Source organism: Blautia parvula (genome assembly GCF_020215665.1).
Classification (GTDB): domain Bacteria; phylum Bacillota; class Clostridia; order Lachnospirales; family Lachnospiraceae; genus Blautia; species Blautia celeris.
In genome coordinates this window covers 2765678-2785458 of sequence record NZ_CP084061.1, presented here as the reverse complement: position 1 = coordinate 2785458, position 19781 = coordinate 2765678, and the positions used below count along the sequence as shown (strand labels likewise).

General features: G+C 40.3%; 17 protein-coding genes. 16 read left to right on the top strand and 1 reads right to left on the bottom strand.

What is annotated here, in order from left to right; translation table 11 throughout:
- Positions 1 to 29 precede the first annotated feature (29 nt).
- From LC508_RS13030 to LC508_RS13020, 3 genes are read left to right on the top strand one after another with little or no spacing between them, the layout of a single operon-like run.
- Positions 30 to 1427, top strand: a complete 1398-nt coding sequence (locus LC508_RS13030; protein ID WP_033139338.1) for a sugar transferase — start codon at positions 30 to 32, stop codon at positions 1425 to 1427.
- Between the two features lie 28 nt (positions 1428 to 1455).
- Positions 1456 to 2703 (top strand): hypothetical protein, encoded by a 1248-nt coding sequence (locus LC508_RS13025; protein WP_052098842.1) that lies wholly within the window; start codon positions 1456 to 1458, stop codon positions 2701 to 2703.
- 23 nt (positions 2704 to 2726) lie between these two features.
- Positions 2727 to 4259, top strand: coding sequence for a lipopolysaccharide biosynthesis protein (locus LC508_RS13020; protein ID WP_033139339.1), 1533 nt, complete (start codon positions 2727 to 2729; stop codon positions 4257 to 4259).
- 40 nt (positions 4260 to 4299) lie between these two features.
- Here LC508_RS13020 and LC508_RS13015 read toward each other — a convergent pair whose 3' ends face one another.
- Positions 4300 to 4566: a PqqD family peptide modification chaperone gene (locus tag LC508_RS13015; RefSeq protein ID WP_033139340.1), complete on the bottom strand. Its 267-nt coding sequence runs from the start codon at positions 4564 to 4566 to the stop codon at positions 4300 to 4302.
- A gap of 200 nt (positions 4567 to 4766) precedes the next feature.
- Here LC508_RS13015 and LC508_RS13010 point away from each other — a divergent pair, with 200 nt between their 5' ends.
- The 13 genes from LC508_RS13010 to LC508_RS12950 all read left to right on the top strand — a co-directional run bounded on the left by LC508_RS13010 (position 4767) and on the right by LC508_RS12950 (position 19762).
- Complete coding sequence (locus LC508_RS13010; RefSeq protein WP_118593768.1) at positions 4767 to 6695, top strand: asparagine synthase-related protein; 1929 nt, start codon at positions 4767 to 4769, stop codon at positions 6693 to 6695.
- 47 nt (positions 6696 to 6742) lie between these two features.
- On the top strand, positions 6743 to 6913 hold the full coding sequence (locus LC508_RS13005; protein ID WP_156120797.1) for a hypothetical protein: 171 nt from the start codon (positions 6743 to 6745) through the stop codon (positions 6911 to 6913).
- Positions 6914 to 7066: 153 nt separating this feature from the next.
- Complete coding sequence (locus tag LC508_RS13000; protein WP_156120798.1) at positions 7067 to 7237, top strand: hypothetical protein; 171 nt, start codon at positions 7067 to 7069, stop codon at positions 7235 to 7237.
- 96 nt (positions 7238 to 7333) lie between these two features.
- Complete coding sequence (locus LC508_RS12995; RefSeq protein WP_033139342.1) at positions 7334 to 8299, top strand: phosphoenolpyruvate carboxykinase (ATP); 966 nt, start codon at positions 7334 to 7336, stop codon at positions 8297 to 8299.
- 45 nt (positions 8300 to 8344) lie between these two features.
- A complete protein-coding gene (locus LC508_RS12990; protein ID WP_033139343.1) occupies positions 8345 to 9733 on the top strand; it encodes a polysaccharide biosynthesis tyrosine autokinase in 1389 nt (462 codons plus the stop codon).
- Between the two features lie 19 nt (positions 9734 to 9752).
- The gene (locus LC508_RS12985) at positions 9753 to 10730 is read left to right on the top strand and encodes a glycosyltransferase family 2 protein (RefSeq protein WP_033139429.1); all 978 of its coding nucleotides are present in this window, start codon (positions 9753 to 9755) and stop codon (positions 10728 to 10730) included.
- A 3-nt stretch (positions 10731 to 10733) separates the two neighbouring features.
- Positions 10734 to 11663: a glycosyltransferase gene (locus tag LC508_RS12980; RefSeq protein WP_033139344.1), complete on the top strand. Its 930-nt coding sequence runs from the start codon at positions 10734 to 10736 to the stop codon at positions 11661 to 11663.
- Between the two features lie 15 nt (positions 11664 to 11678).
- Positions 11679 to 13031, top strand: coding sequence for an O-antigen ligase family protein (locus LC508_RS12975; protein WP_118593767.1), 1353 nt, complete (start codon positions 11679 to 11681; stop codon positions 13029 to 13031).
- Positions 13032 to 13039: 8 nt separating this feature from the next.
- Positions 13040 to 15004, top strand: a complete 1965-nt coding sequence (locus tag LC508_RS12970) for a capsular polysaccharide synthesis protein (RefSeq protein WP_118593766.1) — start codon at positions 13040 to 13042, stop codon at positions 15002 to 15004.
- Entirely contained in the window at positions 14997 to 15851 is an 855-nt protein-coding gene (locus LC508_RS12965; RefSeq protein ID WP_118593765.1) for a glycosyltransferase family 32 protein, read from the top strand. The genes LC508_RS12970 and LC508_RS12965 overlap by 8 nt, the downstream gene beginning before the upstream one ends.
- Before the next feature lie 2 nt (positions 15852 to 15853).
- A complete protein-coding gene (locus tag LC508_RS12960; protein WP_054352124.1) occupies positions 15854 to 16471 on the top strand; it encodes a VanZ family protein in 618 nt (205 codons plus the stop codon).
- Positions 16468 to 18540, top strand: a complete 2073-nt coding sequence (locus LC508_RS12955) for a CotH kinase family protein (protein WP_103731886.1) — start codon at positions 16468 to 16470, stop codon at positions 18538 to 18540. The genes LC508_RS12960 and LC508_RS12955 overlap by 4 nt, the downstream gene beginning before the upstream one ends.
- 34 nt (positions 18541 to 18574) lie before the next feature.
- Complete coding sequence (locus tag LC508_RS12950; protein WP_103731887.1) at positions 18575 to 19762, top strand: nucleotidyltransferase domain-containing protein; 1188 nt, start codon at positions 18575 to 18577, stop codon at positions 19760 to 19762.
- The last annotated feature ends 19 nt before the right edge of the window (positions 19763 to 19781 follow it).

The following is a 19781-nucleotide window of genomic DNA, read 5'->3' as shown; positions in this document are numbered from 1 at the left end:
AAAAATAATGTTATAAGAGAGAAACTTGAATGAATAGAAAAAATAGCGGAGCAGAGACAAATGTACTGCAGATTTGTCTTGATATTGCGGTATTGGCAGGGGCCTTTGCAGTGGAATATTTTATTTTTTTTAACAAGATAAGTAAGACGGAGGCGCTATATTGCCTGACAATGGTAGAAGCGTTTGCAGTGATCTACATTCTGTCCAACAAGGAAGCACGTATTTATAATGTTACCTTGTTTTTTTATCTGGACAGGTTTTACCGGATCATAACAAAATCCTGGGGTCTGGCTGCCGTTACAACAGCCATGGTTTTGTTTGTCTTTAATCCGGGAAAGAATATCAGAAGATTCTATTTTGTTTTTCTGATGATTTCTTATTTTCTTCTGAGTATAAATATCATTTTCAGCAGACTGCTGCAGTTTGTAAAATGCAGCGCTCAGGCACCGCGTGCAGCTTTTGTAGGAGTCTTTGATGAATATAAGAAATTCACTTATTTTCTCAATAAGACCAGTATCAGGCTGAACGAAATAGGGTATATTCTGAGGGCCGGAGAAGAAGCAAACGGGATGTATAATGTTCTGGGATATTTAGAATCACTGGAGGAAATTATACGGACCCATGAAATTGACCAGATTTACTTTATTCAAAGGAATCATGAGAGTATATCTGAGATACAGCAGTATATTGATATATGTATGGAGATGGGAGTGACGGTCAAAGTAGTGATCGACTCTTCTGCACGGCGAAGGCTCAGCAGTTATGTCAGCTCGGTAGGCACCTATCCTGTAGTCACCTACCATACCATCACACTTAACAATTATGAACAGTTTTTGAAAAGAGTCATGGATATTGTAGTCAGTATATTGGGGATCATAGCAGCCTGTCCTGTTCTGCTTGTCACTGCGGCAGCCATAAAGCTGGATTCACCGGGGCCTGTTATTTTTAAACAGGTACGCGTCGGGAAAAATGGCCGTCACTTTCATATGTATAAATTCCGCAGTATGTACACCGATGCGGAGGAGAAAAAAAGAGATTTATTGGAACAAAATGAGATGACAGGCGGAGTTATGTTTAAGATCAAGGATGATCCCAGAATAACAAGAGTGGGAAAATTCATCAGAAAAACCAGTATAGACGAACTTCCTCAGTTATTCAATGTTTTACAGGGAAGAATGAGCCTTGTGGGAACAAGACCGCCTACACTTGATGAAGTGGGAAAATACCGAAGGAGCCAGTGGCGGAGAATCAGTATTAAACCGGGGATCACAGGAATGTGGCAGGTAAGCGGGAGAAATGATATAACGGATTTTGAACAGGTAGTAGAACTGGATTTGAAATATATCGACAACTGGTCCCTGTTATTGGATCTTAAAATATTGTTTTGCACTGTGCATGTTTTATTTGAAAGAAAAGGTGCATATTGAACAGGAAAATAATAGGAGACGGCGTGAGATGAAAAATAGAATCATATTGGATTCACCGCTGATAGAGGGAAACCGTATTACATACAGCTATCATGCAGAGGGAGAATGGCAGAAGGTATTTCGGCCGGAACAACCGTTTTTTGTGGAATATTCTGCTGACATTTCAGAGATACCGGAAAGTATAGCAGTGATTCCGTTTTTATGTAACACACTGCCGATTTCCTGGGTCTGGAATGCGGAAATACAGGTCCCTTCCTGTGACTGGGATTTTTATCATTGTATAGAGGCAGTTAAGCAGGGATATAAGGATATGTATCCTTCGGTCAGGTTTGCCGGAACCTTCACTGCATACAACATTATAAAAAATGAAAATCCAAGGAATAAGGGCGCAGCCGCATTCTTCAGCGGAGGAGTGGATGCTTTTCATACACTGGTGGAGCATCTGGAAGAGAAACCGGTTCTGTTGACCGTATGGGGAGCAGACATAAAGTTTGAGGATGAAACAGGATGGCAGAAAGTGTTTCATCACCTGGAGAAAACAGCAGAGGAATTTCAGCTTGATTATGTGACTATTAAATCAAGCTTCAGGCTGTTTATAAATGATGATGAATTAAATAAAAAAGTTGTGGAAAGTGGTGATGGCTGGTGGCATGGGTTTCAGCATGGAATTGGGATCATAGGCCATGCTGCACCTATTACCTGCCTGATGGGAAAATCCACAGTATATTTTGCATCTTCTTTTACAAGTAAGGAAAAAGGAATCATTACCTGTGCTTCGGATCCCACGATTGATAATCATCTGCGTTTTTGCCAAGTTAAGGTTGTTCATGATGGATATGAGTTTGACCGTCAGGATAAAGTACATAATATTACTTCTTTTTCCGGGAAAACAGGGATTGCCATTCCTCTGAGAGTATGCTGGCAGTCAGACGGCGGTAAAAATTGCTGTGAATGTGAGAAGTGCTGGAGAACGATTCTGGAGATTACCGCAGAAGGCGCGGACGCCAAAGAATATGGGTTTCCTTATACTAAAAAGCAGCTGAGAAAATTTCCGAAAATCTATTATGACAAAAGAAATATTCCGCCCTATCGAAGAGACAGCGTTTACAAAAGGGCACAGGATACCATGAGACAAAAGATTGAAGTTACAGTACTGCCAAAAGAGCTGCAGTGGTTTTATAAGATGGATATAAAAAAATTGGGTTACCATCCAATCTATCAATTCCTGTCCGGATGTAAACGAAAAATAAAAACCATCATAAATATTAATAAGTAAAGGATGGATCGCGGAAGGTAAGAATGGGAACAAACAAAAAAACAATGATCAATGTTATCTGCAGCCTTATGGTTTTGGCTGCAAATGTGATAATCAATTTTTGGCTGTCTCCCTATATCGTAAAAAATATAGGAGTGGAGGCTAACGGATTTATAACACTGGCAAATAATTTTGTGACATATGCACAATTAGTGGCAGCGGCTCTGAACAGTATGGCAGCCCGCTTTATCTCTATTTCATATGTGCAGAAAGATTATAAAAAAGCAAATCTCTATTATAATTCAGTCTTTTGGGGGAATTTGATCATTACTGTGCTTTTTTTGATACCCGCAGTGTTTACGATTGCCAGACTGGAAGTCATGATCCGGATTCCTGAAAATATTATATTTGATGTTAAAGTGTTATTCAGCTTTGTGTTTTTTAACTTTTTGCTTACAACAGGGGTTCCGAACTGGGAATGCGGAACTTATATTGCCAACAGGCTGGACCGTTCCTATATTCCGCAGATGGGGACAGCGTTGTTCCGCTGCCTGTTTCTTTTCTTGATATTCACTGTCATGGCCCCAAAGGTTTATTATGTGGGCATGGCTTCTTCCGCGGTGACGGTGCTTCTGCTGCTGTTTAACTGGTATAATACGCACAAATTGACACCGGAGTTAAAAGTTTTTCTGCGTCCGAAGGAGATGATCTGTTCCAAAGATGCAATCCGGAAACTTGTTGGCTCAGGAATCTGGAATACAATTTCTAACGTGGGAAATATACTTTTGAGTGGTTTGGACCTGATTATCTGTAATTTATTTCTAGGAGCAGCAGCTATGGGGATATTGTCTTTATCGAAAATACTGCCGAATTACATGCAGCAGTTATCGGCGGCTATTCGTGGTGCGTTTGCCCCGGAGCTTACCATTAACTATGCAAAGGGCGATAAGACGGCGATCTTTCGTGACATGAACCGGGCCATGAAGCTGACTTCCATTGTCATGACCATACCCATTGCAGTCATAGTTGTTTTAGGGGACAAGTTCTTTCAATTATGGGTTCCTTCTCAGGATGCGGAATTATTGCAGATATTGTCAGTGTTGTCTATTTTAGGATACATGTTCACCAGTGGAATTCAGATACTTTACAATGTTTTTACAACAGTGAACAGAGTAAAAGAGAATGCGGCTGCCATGTTGATAAGCGGATGTATATCCTGTCTGATCACTCTTATATTCGTAAAATTTACGGATTTTGGTATTTATGCAGTGGCAGGGGTGAGTACGGTATGTAATTTGGCCAGAAATATGGTATTTACACTGCCGGCTGCATCAAAATATCTGGATTTTAAGTGGAACAGATTTTATCCTCAGGTGGCTATGACAGTAGGGTCATCAGGAATTTTGATTTTCGTTGGTTTTTTAGTTAAGAGAATCCTTCCTGACGGCTCATGGCCAGGATTGATTTTTTCAGCGGTTGTTTTAGGCGGTATTGGTCTGCTTATAAACATTGCTGTTATTTTGGAAAAAGATGACCGGCAGTATTTGCTTGAATGGATCAGGAGTAAAATCTCCTGAAGCGGATGGCTGCCGGACATAGAGATAAGATCTATGGTGATCAATAAATGAAATCCAGCTCTTTCATTTTTTGAAGAAATTTTATAACAGCAGAAGTGCATTCCTCTTCTGAGACTTCATAATCTTCCATAAGTCTCTTAATAATGTCCCCCACCGTAATTTCCGTCTGTATTAAATTCCAGATATCATTACCGGCACCTTTGATCATAAAATACTTTCCGGAATCAAAGTCTACCATGACTTTTTCACCGGATAAATCTGTTACATTCAATTTTTTCTTTAGTTGTATTATGGTATATTTATCCATTGTTTATCTCCATGTAAATGAATTTATTATAAAATTATTGTACCTTATTTTAAGAAAAGCGGCAAGGAATTAATTAGATAAAATAATAAAAAACAATAAAATTAGTGATAACATTACGAAAAACATTAAATTATCAATTAATTTTTGCGAAGTAATGTTATTTGTTGCTGCCGGAAACGTTTCCAAAAGAGGAGGATCTTATGTCTGCAATATGTGGCGCTGTCAGTCTGAATGGTAAGAAGATCGGAGCAAAAGAGTGCAGTATCCTGAAAAGCGCATTTTCCGACTGTGTGATTGACCGGTGGGAAGAGATAAAAGAAGACGATATCTATATGGGGTGCGGAATACAGTATTTTACCAAAGAAGCTGTAAGTGAGCAGTTACCCATAAAAGCGCAGGAATTTTTTTTCGACGCGGACGTTATCCTGGATAACCGCAAAGCATTATTAAAGCGCCTTCATTTTGAAGAGCAGGATGCTGTGACAGATGGCAGACTGTTATACCTGATGCTTCAAAAATATGGGGAAAGCTGTCAAAATGATCTGCTGGGAGCATATGCTGCTGTCTGGTATGACAGGAGAAAAAAAGAAGTCACGGTTCTGGCAGATGCCGTTGGCTACAGGTATGTGTATTACCTGATCCGCGACGATGTGTTTTATTATTCTTCTCTGATGAGACCTTTGGAGGAGCTGTGCGGTGAGCTGAAAATAAATGACCGGTGGGTGGCAGATTACATAGGGCAGGATAATCTGAACGCATTTACAGAGGCGGAAGAGACACCGGTTTTGGGGATTTACCGTACGGCTCCGGCCGGATTCCTGAAAATTACGCAGAAAGATATTAAGAAACGCTGTTACTGGCAGCCTTATCAGAAAAAGAAAAAAACAGTGTATAAAAGTGATAAGGAGTATAAAAAGCATTTTCTGGATCTGTACAGAGAATGTACAGCCTGTCTTCTGCGTTCTCCGGCGGAAACAGCCGTTTTATTAAGCGGAGGTTATGATTCCACTTCGGTTGCCTGTCTGGCAGCAAAGGAACTGGAAAAGTGCGGAAAAAAGCTTTATTCCTTCACCTCTGTACCTTTTCACGGGTATGAACCGGACTTGGGGAAGGGCTATATCACGGACGAGACAGAACTTGTTCAAAAAACGGCAGATGTGGTGGAGAATCTGGAATGTACCTTTATGAACATGCCGGAAATGAACTGCTGGTATGACAGAAAAAAATATATGAGGATTTCGGAGATACCCTATAAGTCGCCTCAGAATATGCTTTGGATTTATGAGGGGATGAGACAGGCATACGAGAAAAATGCAAGGATTATGCTGGGCGGTATGTTTGGCAACGGAACGGTTTCTTTTGATAATGCGATGGTATATCTGGCCTGGCTTTTCAGGAGGGGAAGATGGATAACCCTGTACAGGGAAGTCTGCGGAATCAATAAAAAACTGCATTTTACGAAAAAAAGCGTTCTGCAGACAGCTGTGAAGGATTCTTTTCACAAAAAAGTGAAAAAGGCAGACAGAGAAGCCCTGTTCGGGAAATCTTTTGTCAGAAGGGACTATCTGAAAAAAAACGGCTCGGACAAAAGGCTGCTGCGGCTGGATAAAAAAATCCAGAAATGCTCCTATTCCCATAAGGCCTATCAGCAGGCATTCCTCACAGCAGATACTCTGCGTCATTACGGAGAGTATATGCAGAAAAATTCTCTGTTTACAGGAGTGATCATGCGGGACCCTACCAGGGATAAGAGGATGATCGAATTTGTGACCTCCCTGCCGTACGGACAGTTTACCCATAATGGTGTCAGGCGCCGTCTGATCGCTGAATATATGAAGGATATTGTGCCGGCTCATATTCTGAAAGAAAAGGGCATGGGAAGGCAGAGCGCAGATTTAAAACAACGCCTGCTTCCCTTCAGCAGTCAGATTGAAGAAGAGTGGAAGGAAAACTACAAAAAATTCTCCGGCAGCACCTGTATTGACTGCAAAAAGGCACTGACAGGATTGGAGGAAAAGGGGATAAAGGATATGACGGATTTTGAGATTGTGCGCCATATTTTTACTAATATATTATTGGAATATCTCGAAGCGAAAAAGTCTTACAATGTTGATAGAAGAGTTGATTAGTGATTTTAAACAGGATAATATAGGTAACACAAAAGGAGGTGACAAGTATGAGAAAAACATGGATAATACCAGATGTAGATGTTCTGGACGTAAAGGAAACAGCCTTTGGCGTAATGAATCCAAACAACCCTGATTCAGAAAAAACTGCAGTGACAGATGATCAGGGAAACATTTTAGGATGGAAACAGGAATTCGGTGAGGCTGCTGCATCTCTTTAATTTCAGTATAATGTATTTTAGTAAAAGAATGACTGCTGGACTACAGGGGGTCATTCTTTTTTAAAAAAGTAAATCTAACAATATTGATAGAAAACTTGAATCATATCTGTAATGAGCATATGATGTAACATATAAAAGGAGGAGGTTATCGCTATGAAAGAATCATGGGTTAGGCCAGATATGGAAGTGTTGGATGTAAAAGAAACAGCTTTTGGTCCCCAAAATCCCAAAATGCCAGATAGTGATAAAACTGCTGTAATAGGACCGAATGGGGAAGTGATTGGGTGGGAGCAGTCATATGGAGAAAATAATACATCAGCTTGAGTGTATGTGAATAAAAATGAAAAAATGACTGGTGAGTGCACATCAGTCATTTTGTATTATACGACAGAAAATCAGAGATAAAGTGAAGAATATACGATGGCAAAATATAAAATATATGGTTTGAATGTTTATTCAGAAATAGAACTGCCTTCCACGTTTCAGCTTTCCGATGACAGTGAGACAGAGGCAGAGATCGTAAGGGCTGACCTGACAGAAGAGTATGGTAAGGCAGAGGCATACAAGGAAACGCAGGTGCAGGTATCTGTGGACAAAGAGGGAAAGCAGGCATGGATGATGCAGAAGCTTGCCAGAGAGTGCAGTCTCTTATATGTCTTTTCGGTGGGCTTGTTCAGAATAACCCGGGGCAGGAAAATTGAATATCATAAGACAGCAGAACTTGATATATATCAGTTGGAACAGTGGATTCTCAATATGTGTATGACCATACTCCTGATACAGAGAGAAAAAATCGTCCTTCACGGAAGCGGGCTGGAATATAAAAACAAACTTCTGATCATCAGCGGGGAGAGCGGAAGTGGAAAATCCACGCTGACAGATGCGCTTTTACAGCATGGCTTTTCATTTGTTTCTGATGATGCAGTTGTTATGGAGGAAGAAAACGGAGTTATATACGGAATCGGCGCGTATCCACTGAGGCGTCTCTGTGAGGACGTGGTTAAGAAGCAGGGTATCAGCAAAGCGCAGCTGATACGGATTCCGGACGGCGGCAGGGAAAAGTATGGATTGTGCATGAAAGACTCCTGTATGGAAGAACGGGTTTTGGCTCATGTTCTGGTGATCCTGCAGGCAGGAACGGTTTCTGAGGTTTGTGCAGAAGAGATCATGGGGGGAGAAAAACTGAATCTGGTAACAGAAAGTCTCTATAAGAAAACTTCTTATAAGAGAATGGGGTTTACGCCTGAAATGATGACGGAATGTCTGCAGGCTGCAAAGCAGCTAAGAATATTCAGAATGGTGAGACCGACAGAAGGAATGACAACAGATCGGCAGAGAGAACTTATCGTCAGGATTATGGAAGATTTGAACGGAAAGCCGGATTGAGACATAAAAAAGAATGATCAAACGATCACACTGAGGAGGGTAAAAGTGTTCAAGATAATACTGACAAATTTCAATTTGGAAAAAATATTCTGGATCATGAAGTCCAGGATTAAATATATGATTCTGGCAGCTTTACTGCTGGCTGCGGGAGGAGGGATTTTGGCAGCATGGAAGCAAAATACCACTTATATGGCGAAAATTTCCTTTTATGTATACAGCAGTCCGGATTATGTAACAGATACTGGAGTGAATATAAGCAGTAATGAGATGACTCAGGCTAAAGGGCTTCTGGACAGTTATATGCAGATCATCGGAAGCAACCGCTTTTTAAAGGCTGTTATGGAAGAGACAGGTCTGAAGGAATATAGTATCGGAAGGCTGAGAGGAGAGATTGGTGCTACCGCTGTAGAGAATACGGCGGTATTTCATGTAAGCGTTTATGACAGCAGCCCTGAGAATGCCATGAATATAGCAAACACCATAGGAAAGCTGGCACCGGATGAAATTATCAGCGTAGTAAAATCAGGAGGAATTGAAGTCCTTGATGAAGCGGAGCTTCCTACTGTCCCATATGCCTCAACCAGTGTGGTAAAATATGCACTTCTGGGCGGAGCGGCAGGATTCTTTCTGGCAGCCGTATGTTTTCTGATAAAAGGGATGCTGAATACTACCATCAGAAGGCTTTATGAAATTGAAAATCTCTTTACAATTCCAATTCTCGGAACGGTTCCTCAGATTTTATCTGAAAAAGAAGGCGAAAAAGCAGATGTATATTTAAACGAAAAGAGCTCTTTTCATTTAAAGGAAGCTTACAGCAATATCCGGGCAAACCTGTTGTTTACAAGGCGGGGTGAAAAATGTCCGGTATATGCAGTCACAAGTGCAGATGTCAATGAAGGGAAAACATTGAACGCATTTAATGTGGCAAAATCCTATTCCAATCTTGGAAAAAAAGTTCTGCTCATAGACGCGGATATGAGAAAAAGTGTTATGGGACAAATTCTAAAGGTAAATACAGAAACCGGATTGAGCCAGTATCTGGCCGGCATTGTGGAACGGCTGGAAATTGTTTCTGTTGATGCCAATATGGATCTGATCCTTGCCGGCAGTATTCCCCCAAACCCCGCAGAATTACTTGCAGGTGATCAATGGTATCAGCTTCTGCAGGAGTGTAAGAAAAAGTATGATGTAATATTTATAGATACACCGCCTATCGGAATTGTATCGGATGCCCTGTCTATGGCGAAAGCAGCTACAGCATTTATACTGATTGTGCGGGAAATGATGACAAAATTCGACCGTGAAGAAAAAGTGGTGCGGAAACTGGAAGCCCTGGATGCCAACATAGGCGGTTTTATTTATAACGGCATTTCGGCCAAATCACCGGATTATGAATACAGGCATTACAACAACGAATATGAAAAAAAGAAATAATGGGGACAGAGAAAAGATTATGGCAAAGGTAAGTGTGATCCTGCCTGTATATAATACGGAAAAATATCTGCCGCGATGCCTGGATGCGTTAGTAAACCAGACTTTGGAGGACTTGGAAATCATAGCGGTAGATGATGGCTCTACAGACCATTCCCCGGCAGTTCTCAAAAAATATGCCGGTATATACGGGGATAAAATCCGTATCATCACAAAAGAAAACGAAGGTCAGGCAGCAGCCAGGAATATGGGCATCAGAGCCAGCAGAGGAAAATATATTGGATTTGCAGATTCGGATGACTGTGTAGATGTATCCATGTTTGAGAAAATGTATCTTCTGGCCGAGGAAAGAAAATGCCATATGGTGGAATGCCATTATCATTATATACAGGAGACAGAAAAGGGAAATAAAGAACTGCACACCCGGGGAAATATCCGTCAGCACGCAAACAGGAGGGATATGTTTATAGATCCTCAGGTATCACCCTGGAACAAGTTATATTTAAGAGAAATACTTCTGCGCCCGGGACTTGATTTCCCGGAAGGACTTATTTACGAAGATACATCTTTTTACATCAAAACGATTCCTTATGTGTTGAAATCTGCCTATTTGGATGAACGTCTGGTCTATTATTTTCTTCGGAATACATCTACCATGAATGTAAATAAAAATAAAAAAGTTGCAGATATTTTTTGTGTATTGCAGGATATCCTGGATTTTTACAGAAGATATGGTTTTTATGAGCAGTTTGAAAAGGAACTGGAGTATTTCTGCACGAAAATATTATTCTGCAGTTCTCTGAGCAGGATCGGCAGGGTGAAGGATGCCGCGCTTGAAAAGGAACTGCTGGACAGAACCTTTTGCTTTGTTTCTGAAAAATTTCCGGAATATAAAAAGAATCCTTATTTCACAGGAAAGACAGGTTGGTATATAAAACATATAAACCGCAGAAACAGCAAATACATAGGAAAAATTTTAGGACATGTGATGAAAGGATAACAAATGAAGGTATCAGTTGCAATGGCAGCCTTTAACGGTGAAAAATTTATAGAAGAACAGCTTGCATCTATTCTGTCTCAGACCAGACCTGTAGATGAAGTCATTATCTGTGATGACCGGTCTTCTGACAGGACAGCAGAACTGGCAGAAGATTTTATTGCCAGAAAGCACCTGCAGGATACCTGGAGGGTGGAGGTGAATACGCAGAATGTGGGATATGCGTCAAATTTTATAGGCGCTGTGCGAAAGACTTCAGGAGATGTGGTTTTCTTTTGCGATCAGGACGACATCTGGCTTCCGGAACGGGTTGCCGAGATGGTGCACATTTTAGAAAAGAACCAGGAGATTCAGCTTCTCTGTTCAGAATTTGAGATCTTTTTGGATTCACCGGATGCCCTTTCTCCACAGAAATGGGAGTTGAAACAGTTTAAAAATGACAAATCCCTGGAGAAGGTTTCTTTTACACCAAAGTCTGTGTTTATTGGCTGCCAGGGATGTACAATGTGTATGCGCAGAACCTTTCTGCAGATCATAGAACCCTACTGGCATAAGGGATGGGCTCATGATGAGTATGTATGGAAGCTGGCTCTTTGCATGGACGGTCTGTATATATATCATGCCAGCACATTAAAAAGACGGATCCACGATGCCAATGTTTCTCTGGGTAAAATGAGAGAAATCACAAAGCGTCTGCAATTTTTAAATGAATATCTAGTCGGCAGTCAGGCGGCACTGAGATTTGCGGAAAATATGGGACTGGAGAAAAAGAAGATCCGTATTCTGAAAAAAAATATCTATGCATCCAGGCTTAGAATTGAACTTCTTCAAAACAGAAAGTACTGGAATATCATACCTTTGACATTGAGATATTCTGCTTGCTACCACAAAAGACGTGCCATACCAGTGGAACTGTATATGGCGCTGAAAGGCTGAAAATGGGTTTGGGTTATGACAGGATCATATGAAACAGGAAGTAAATATATAAAAAACGCAGGAGAAAAAGATATTTTTCGGGCAGTGGCAGGTTTGTTTTTATTCTCTTTATTTGTGATGCCCCAATATTTCGGAATCCCACTGCCTGTGTTTGATCTTACAATTCTGCGTATTCTGACAGTTCTTCTGACGCTGCTGATACTTTGCAGTGACAGCAGAAAACATGATTTTATAACGATGGTAAAAGAGGCAAGGTTCACGCTTATATTACTGCCCTACTTAGTGGTGATTACATACACAATGATCTTGAGGGCAGATATCAATGCTTTTTTAAATCCGTTTATTGAGTTATATTGTTTTTATTTATTAATTTACATATTCAAGTATTCTCTGGGTTTTCACAATTCCTTCCGCTGTATTTTGGCCTTTTGTTATTTGCTGGCAATCCTTGGGATTGTGGAATATGCAATTGGCCGTTCACCTTTTTCTTATCTGGAAACAATCAAAGGTATTTATACCGGCCAGTTCATACGCTCCGGACATTACAGGATTATGAGTTCCTGCGTCCATTCCCTGGGTTATGGACTGCTGATCGTCTCAGTGGTGCCTTTTTCCTGTATAGATCTGCAGAATGATCGGATTGATATTTTTAAACGACCATTTTTGCTGCTTTTGTGGTGCGCAAATGTATTTTTTACAGGATCAAGATCTACTTTGGGGGTATTTTTATTGGAACTTGTAATCCTGTTTTTTGTATCATGTAAAGAGAGTAAAAGAAAAAATACTTTGATGATGGCTGCTGCTTTGATTTTGTTCATAGTATTTTTGATGATTTTTCATAATACAGATTTCGGAAGATATATTATGCTGCAGATCACCACGCTGGCAGATGAAGTGCTGGGAACCTCCTATGCAGCCCATTATGGGGCCAGTAAAGAGGCATTGGGCAGCAGCGCCAATTACAGGGAACAGCTCAAGTATATTTTTACTTTAGACTGGCTGAATCCTTTGTTGGGAATAGGAAGAAAAAGATCTTTTTCTTCTGAGCTCAACGGTTCCTTTATCGTGTCTGTTGACAATTTTTATATTGCGGAATATATCCGGTATGCGTATCCCGGATTAGCAGCATTTGTTCTGTACATCAGTTATTTTATTGCGGGGCTGGTGAAAAAAAGTATCCGGAGACAAGATGCCATTTATAAAGTATTGCTGATAGGATGCCTGTGCTATCTTATTAATTTGTTTTGGGTGGACTCTTTGCAGACACTTAAATACTTATATGTTTTGCTGGCGTTATACTGTAGCCTTGATTTTGAAACAAGAAAAAAAAGAAGTAATGTTAATGTGTCAAAATACATGAAAAGGTGAGAGTGCATATGAAGAAAGTAAGCATTGTTATTCCCATATATAACGCGGAAAAGTATTTGATAAACTGTATAAACAGTATTCTGAATCAAACTTACAAAAATATAGAGATACTGCTGGTGGATGACGGAAGTAATGATGGCTCAAAAAAAATTTGTGAACAGTATCAGGAAAAGGATGAAAGGATCCGGGCCTTTTTTCTGGATAATCATGGAGTAAGTACAGCCAGAAACTTTGGAATGGATATGGCAACAGGTGATTATATTATCTTTGTGGATGCAGATGATACCATTGATCCCGATACGGTGGGAGATAATGTGAAGCTTGCGGAAGAAAACAATGTGGAGCTTGTCCTTTTCTGCTTCCGATATCTGTTAACAGAGGAAAGGCACATAAAAGAAAACGAGCTGAAGGAGAATTTCTGCGGAACTTCCGATGCGTTTTTTAAAAACCATTTTAATCATATCCTTGATATGGAACTGGTAAATCCGCCGTGGAATAAGTTAATAAAAAAATCCTTATTGGACAGGAGCTATATCAGATTTCATCCGTCCTATTCCATTTGTGAGGATATGGCTTTTTCTATAGATGTTTTATCCGCGGTGGACCGTCTGGCTGTAAATAGAAAGGCATATTATAATTACTTTTTAAAAACCTCAGGAAGTCTGGTTTTTACATTTCATGAAAACTATTTTGAAGCAGCGACTCATTTTTATAATAAGGCTCAGAAATACTGCTGTAAATTTCCAAGCCACGAACCGCAGATGAACAAAATAGATACCATATACGCAGGTCTTGTTATTGCATATATACAACAAATCTGTTGTTATGATAAGTGGGATAGAGAAAAGAAATTTAAATATCTCAGCCGGATCACGGAAAGCAGTATATTCTGTAATGCTTTACAAAATGCCAGGCTGCCGGGGAAAAAAAGAATTGCAAGAATGCTGATTCGATGCCAAGCTGAGAAAACCCTTTATTTTTTATACAATATAAAAAGCAGACTGCAGCTCCGTGAGAAATTAGTGAAAATAAAATATAAAGTGGAAGATGGAATGCTGTTAGGTTCTGTTTATGACTATTTTATGAAGAAAACAAAATACAGAGACCGAAAGCTTACTTTCTTGTATAACGTGATAATCGGTCAAAAACACAGAATGCTATATTACAAAAAACTGAAAAAAAAGTATTTGGACCGTGCACTGCAAAATACATATTGGGAAGAGCAAGAGAAAAAGGAAAATTCGGAAACGGTGTGGATCTGCTGGCTGCAGGGAATGGACCAGGCACCTCTGCTTGTAAAAAGGTGTTATGAATCCATCAGAAGATCACTTCCGAATAAAAAGATCATCTTAGTGGACGAAGAAAATATTTATGACTATGTGGTATTACCGGATTATATTGTGGATAAGCGGAAGCAGGGGAAAATCGGAAATGCTCATTTCAGCGATTTGATCAGGCTGGAATTACTCATAAAATATGGGGGGTACTGGATTGACGCAACTGTGTTATGTACAGACGCGAAGCTTTTTTATTATATTGATTCCCTGCCTCTGTTTATGTTCAGTTTTTACTATTTTGGATTTAATCCGGAAATAATGGAAACAAATAACTGGTTTATTAAGAGTACGGCCAACAACAATATTATATGTCTGGTGAGAGAACTTTTGTATGCTTATTGGAAAGAAAACAACAGGCCGGTGCATTATTTTCTGTTTCATATATTTATGACTATGGCATTGGAGTGCTATGAAAAGGAATACAAAGAGATGCCTGTTGTAAGTCAGGCGGATGCTCATATTTTGGCATCCTATATCAGCGAACCATACAACCGGAATAAATATGATATTTTGAAACTCAGCACAGGAATCCATAAATTAAATACCAGGTTTGATGAGAGAGCAGTGAACAGAAAGAATACATTTTATGATGTGATCATAAAACAGGGGAATTATCAGGAGATGCATAATGGATAAAAAACATACAGAAAATAATAATAAGATTCCTAAAATCATACACTATTGCTGGTTTGGAGGAAAGCCCATACCGGAGGAACTGCGGGCATGTATGGATTCATGGAAAAAGTTGAAGGGATATAAAGTGATCCGTTGGGATGAAACAAACTGCAGTTTTAATGAAAATGAATTTGTCCGCAGAACATATGCAGAAAAAAAACTGGGGTTTATCGGTGATTACTACAGATTGAAGGCAGTTTATGAATATGGAGGAATCTATCTGGATACAGATGTAATGATAAACCGTTCTTTTGATGAATTACTGTCACATACGGCATTTTTAAATTTTATTTTTGACTGTTCTGTGGGTTCCGCAGTGATTGGCGCTGAGAAAGGCAATCCGCTGATAGGTAATCTGATGAAAATGTATGATGCCACTGTTTTTACAGAAAATAAAAACGGTAAGACTTTGGAATGGAGGGATGGTAAATGCATGGTGAACGGCTATGTGACCAGCAATTATTATTATACATATTTTATACTGAAGCACTATCCGGAGTTCCGGTTAAATAATAAGATGCAGGATTTAAAAGATTTTGTTATTTATCCCAAGGAGTTTTTTGAAATCGGAACACTGTCAGGAAAACATTATGCAGTCCATCTGTGTGCCGGAGAGTGGAGAAGTGATTCCGGCAGAGCTGATGGCACAAAAAGCAAGATAAAGTCTGTTTTAAAAAGAAATCCAAAGGTTTTTGAAAAAATACAGATACTTGTGCGTAAGCGCCGATACAGGAAAATGAAAAAAGAGATTCCTTTTTATGCATATTATCTGGCACAGAGGAATCATGAAGAACTGCCGGAGTTATAAAAATGAATCATTTAGAAGAATACTGGCGCTGTTTTTTGGTCCTGTTAAAACAGCAGTTAAAAGGAATTTCCGCAGAGACACTGATGCTTACGGTACTGGCGGCAGTCATTGCCATACATCTTATTTGGTTTGTTTTTCACAGGCTGGCAGGTAAGGAAGGCTCCAAAAGAAGAGAGGCAGTTCTCTTTCTGATTGCGGGATATGCATGTTTTATGTATCAGGTCACTTTATATAACAGAGAGCCAAACAGCAGGAAAGGTGTTTATACAGAGCTTGACTTCGGAAACTGGTCCGGAGATTATATGGGCTTTCAGCAGAGGGTATACAGTTTGTTAAATGTGGCTCTTTTTGTTCCCTGGGGATTTTTACTGGCAGCCATAAGAGGAAAAGAGTGTATGTGCAGAAAAATATTTATGGTGTGTTCCGCCAGTTTCCTCACCAGCTTTACCATTGAAACTCTGCAGTTGATAACAGGAAGAGGATATTTTGAACTGACAGATATGATTACAAACGTATCGGGCGGTCTTCTGGGAGTGCTCATATTTTGTGCAGCCTGGGCTGTTTACAGTAAAAAGTACAAAGGCTGTACCGGCCATGAAAACAAAGGAGGTAGAAAGTGAAGAAAAAATTTTCCACGAAAGATATTTTTCTCATTGCTCTGAGCATCCTGGCACTGACTGTATTGATTTTTATTATCATCCATTCAGAAAAAAAACAACAGGAGGAGAGGGAAAAACTTGCCGCGGCAATGCAGCAGGAAGAAAGCGGGGAGGATGACGACAGTCTGTATGCGGGTTCTTCAAAAGCGCTGATGATTAATGAAGTAAACCAGTCAGGCTGGATAGAATTGTATAACTGTGAAAAGGAAGATCTGGATATATCAGGCATTGCTGTTTTGGTTAATGGTGAAAAAAAAGCGGAGCTTACCAAACATACACGATTGGATGCAGGAAAGTTTCTGACACTGGACCTTGATGAAAAATTAGGCGAGGGGAAGGAGAATCTATTGTCGCTGGTAAAGGCGGACGGAACCTGTATCCAGTCATGGATCGTTCCGAAGCTTACTGAAAATGAGAGTTATGGACGAGTGGCAGACGGAGATATATCCATGGGATATCTGAATGCTACAAAGGGAGAAGCTAATGAGCCTGCGGAAAAAAAAGAAAAAGAGCAGTTGGAATTTTCTGTCCCGTCAGGTTTTTATGATTCTGCTTTTCCGTTGACTATTTCCGCTCCTGATCATACAGAAATATATTATACAACAGACGGAACGGTTCCCACGGAAAAGTCAGAGAAATATACAGCACCTGTCACAATTGAAAACAGGAGTGGTTCAGACTATATCTATGCGGATTCCGACGGAATCGGATATGAGCACAACTTTAAGCCTGCCAGCATACAGAAGGGGACCGTGATCCGGGCTGTCTATGTAGATGAGGATGGCAGGAGAAGTGAAGAAAAGATTCGCTCCTATTATGTGGGAGTCGGCGGAAGCAGTGATTTGAACAATATGCCGGTTTTATCTGTTACAGCCGATCCCCTTGATTTGTTTGATTACTTTACCGGTATGTATGTTTCGGGACAAAGCTATGAAGATGCTCTTGCCCGGGGAGAGGGAAAAGATAACAGAAAAGCAAATTATCGGAACGGCTGGGTGAAGAAGGCCCATATAGAGTTTTTTGAATCCGGCAAGGACATGACATATGAAGGGGACGTCAATCTTTCTATGCTGACAGATATGAATATTACATCCCCGCAAAAAGGGTTTTCTGCGCAAATCACCGGAAGCGGCGGATGGGATGGCTCTTCTTTGGAGCGCTTTCTTAATAAAACGGAAAAGACCCTGACAATACAGACGAACAAATACGATAATGCCTACAAAATACGGGAATTGACAGCCAATAAACTGCTTGAAGAGACCAGTGTGGGAACGAATATCCTGATGCCCTGTGTTGTCTTTATAAACGGGGAAAATTGGGGCGGTTATATGCTGCGCGCGCCTTTTACCCGGGAGTTTATAGAAGAACAGTATGGGATAACAGGTGAAGAAGTGGTGACTGTCCGAAACGGTTCTGCTGATCAAAAGGAATTCCAGTCTCTGTATGATGAATTTTATAATTTTGTGACAGGCAGTGATATGAGTGATACATCAAAGTATGAAATAGTAAAGCAGGAGATGGATATCCGGAGTTATCTTGATTATTTCTGCGCCAATATGTATCTTGCCAATGCCCAATACGGACAGGAGGAGGCCTGTATATGGCGGACAGTATCTTCAGAAAATGGAGGATATGCAGATGGCAGGTGGCGCTGGGTATTGGGAAGTATGGATATGACAATGGATAACGGAACCACAGGGCCGGTCAGTACAGCTTCGATCAATACGCTGTTACAGCCGGGCGTCACGGAGGATGCGTTTTTTCAGTCCCTGCTTGGAAGCGGAGAATTCAGACAGCAGTTAAAGGAATCCATGTACCGTATGGCAGATGACATATTTCCGAAAGAAAAAGCAGAAGCGATTGTAAATGAGACCGCACATAAGATTCAGAAAATGGCAGTCAGCAGCTATAAGCGGTTCTTCGGCAATGTAAAAGATGATTTTTATGCGGATGAAGTGGATAAAATACTCCATTTTTTCAATAACAGAAGCAAGTATATGCTGCATTATACAGATGAAATGATCAAGTGAGGCATTGTGATACACAGGGACGGGAGGGGATAAAATGGGAAATGATAATTTATCAGAAAAACCGGTTATCATGGAATATTTGAGTGAGCTGATACATGCTCAAATGGAAGATCGGATTCCGCAGCCTCTGCCAAAGGGTGTGACATTGGAAGAACTGCAGGAGACAGCGAAAAAAGGACAGATTTGTTATTTGATATTCGGATCACTGCTTAAGCTGGATATTCCGGAGGCAGATGCAGAGAAGATGCGTCCGTCTGTGTTGAACAGTACCATAAAAACACTGTCCCAGGTGTGTGCAGTCAGGGAGATCCAGGAGAAATTGGAAGAAAATAAAATCCGGCATCAGGTTTTAAAAGGTGCTGTCATGAAGCATATATATCCAAGACCGGAATTTCGTGAAATGGGTGATATAGACATTATGATATATGAAGATTCCCTTGAACAGGCAGAGAAAGTGGTGGAGGAGCTGGGATTTGTGAAATATCAGACGGTTAAGCATCATGAGATCTTTTTCAAAAAGCCATTTTTAATGCTGGAAATGCATTGGTCTTTATATGATCAGAACGTTGACAGGAACCAGTCCGTCTATTTTAAGAAACAATTCCGCGCAGAGAAAAAAGAAGGATGGCAGTATTCTTATGAATTCAGTAAGGAAGACTTTTATGTTTATCTCATTTCCCATATGGCAAAACATTTCTATGAAACCGGCTGCGGAATCCGCAATCTTTTGGATATATATATCTATCAAAATGCATATAAAGCGACAATGGACAGGCGTTTGGTTGAGGAAGAGCTGCGAAAATGCGGGTTACTGAATTTTGAAAGAGAAATGAAGAATCTCTCTGTCATATGGCTGGATAATCTTGCAGGCGACACATTCTATAACAATCTTTTTGAGTATATGCTGGATTGTGGGATTTATGGAAAAGGGGAAAACGGAGTCTGGGGACAGCTTGCCAAGGAAATTACCTCGGATAAAATAAATAAAAGGTCCGTGCGAATGAAATATTATTTTCCTGCCTTAGGATATATGAAGGAGCATTATGCATGGCTGGATAAATTTCCGTATATGCTGCCCATTGCCTGGACATGCAGGGCATTTCAGGGGATCACACGTAAAGGCAGTATGGAAAGAAAAAAATATCTGGAGCGTGCAGAGCCGGAGAATATCGAAAAAGTCAGAATGATTTATCAGAGACTGCATTTGAATTTTAAAAAATAAAGAACTGGAAGTATATACT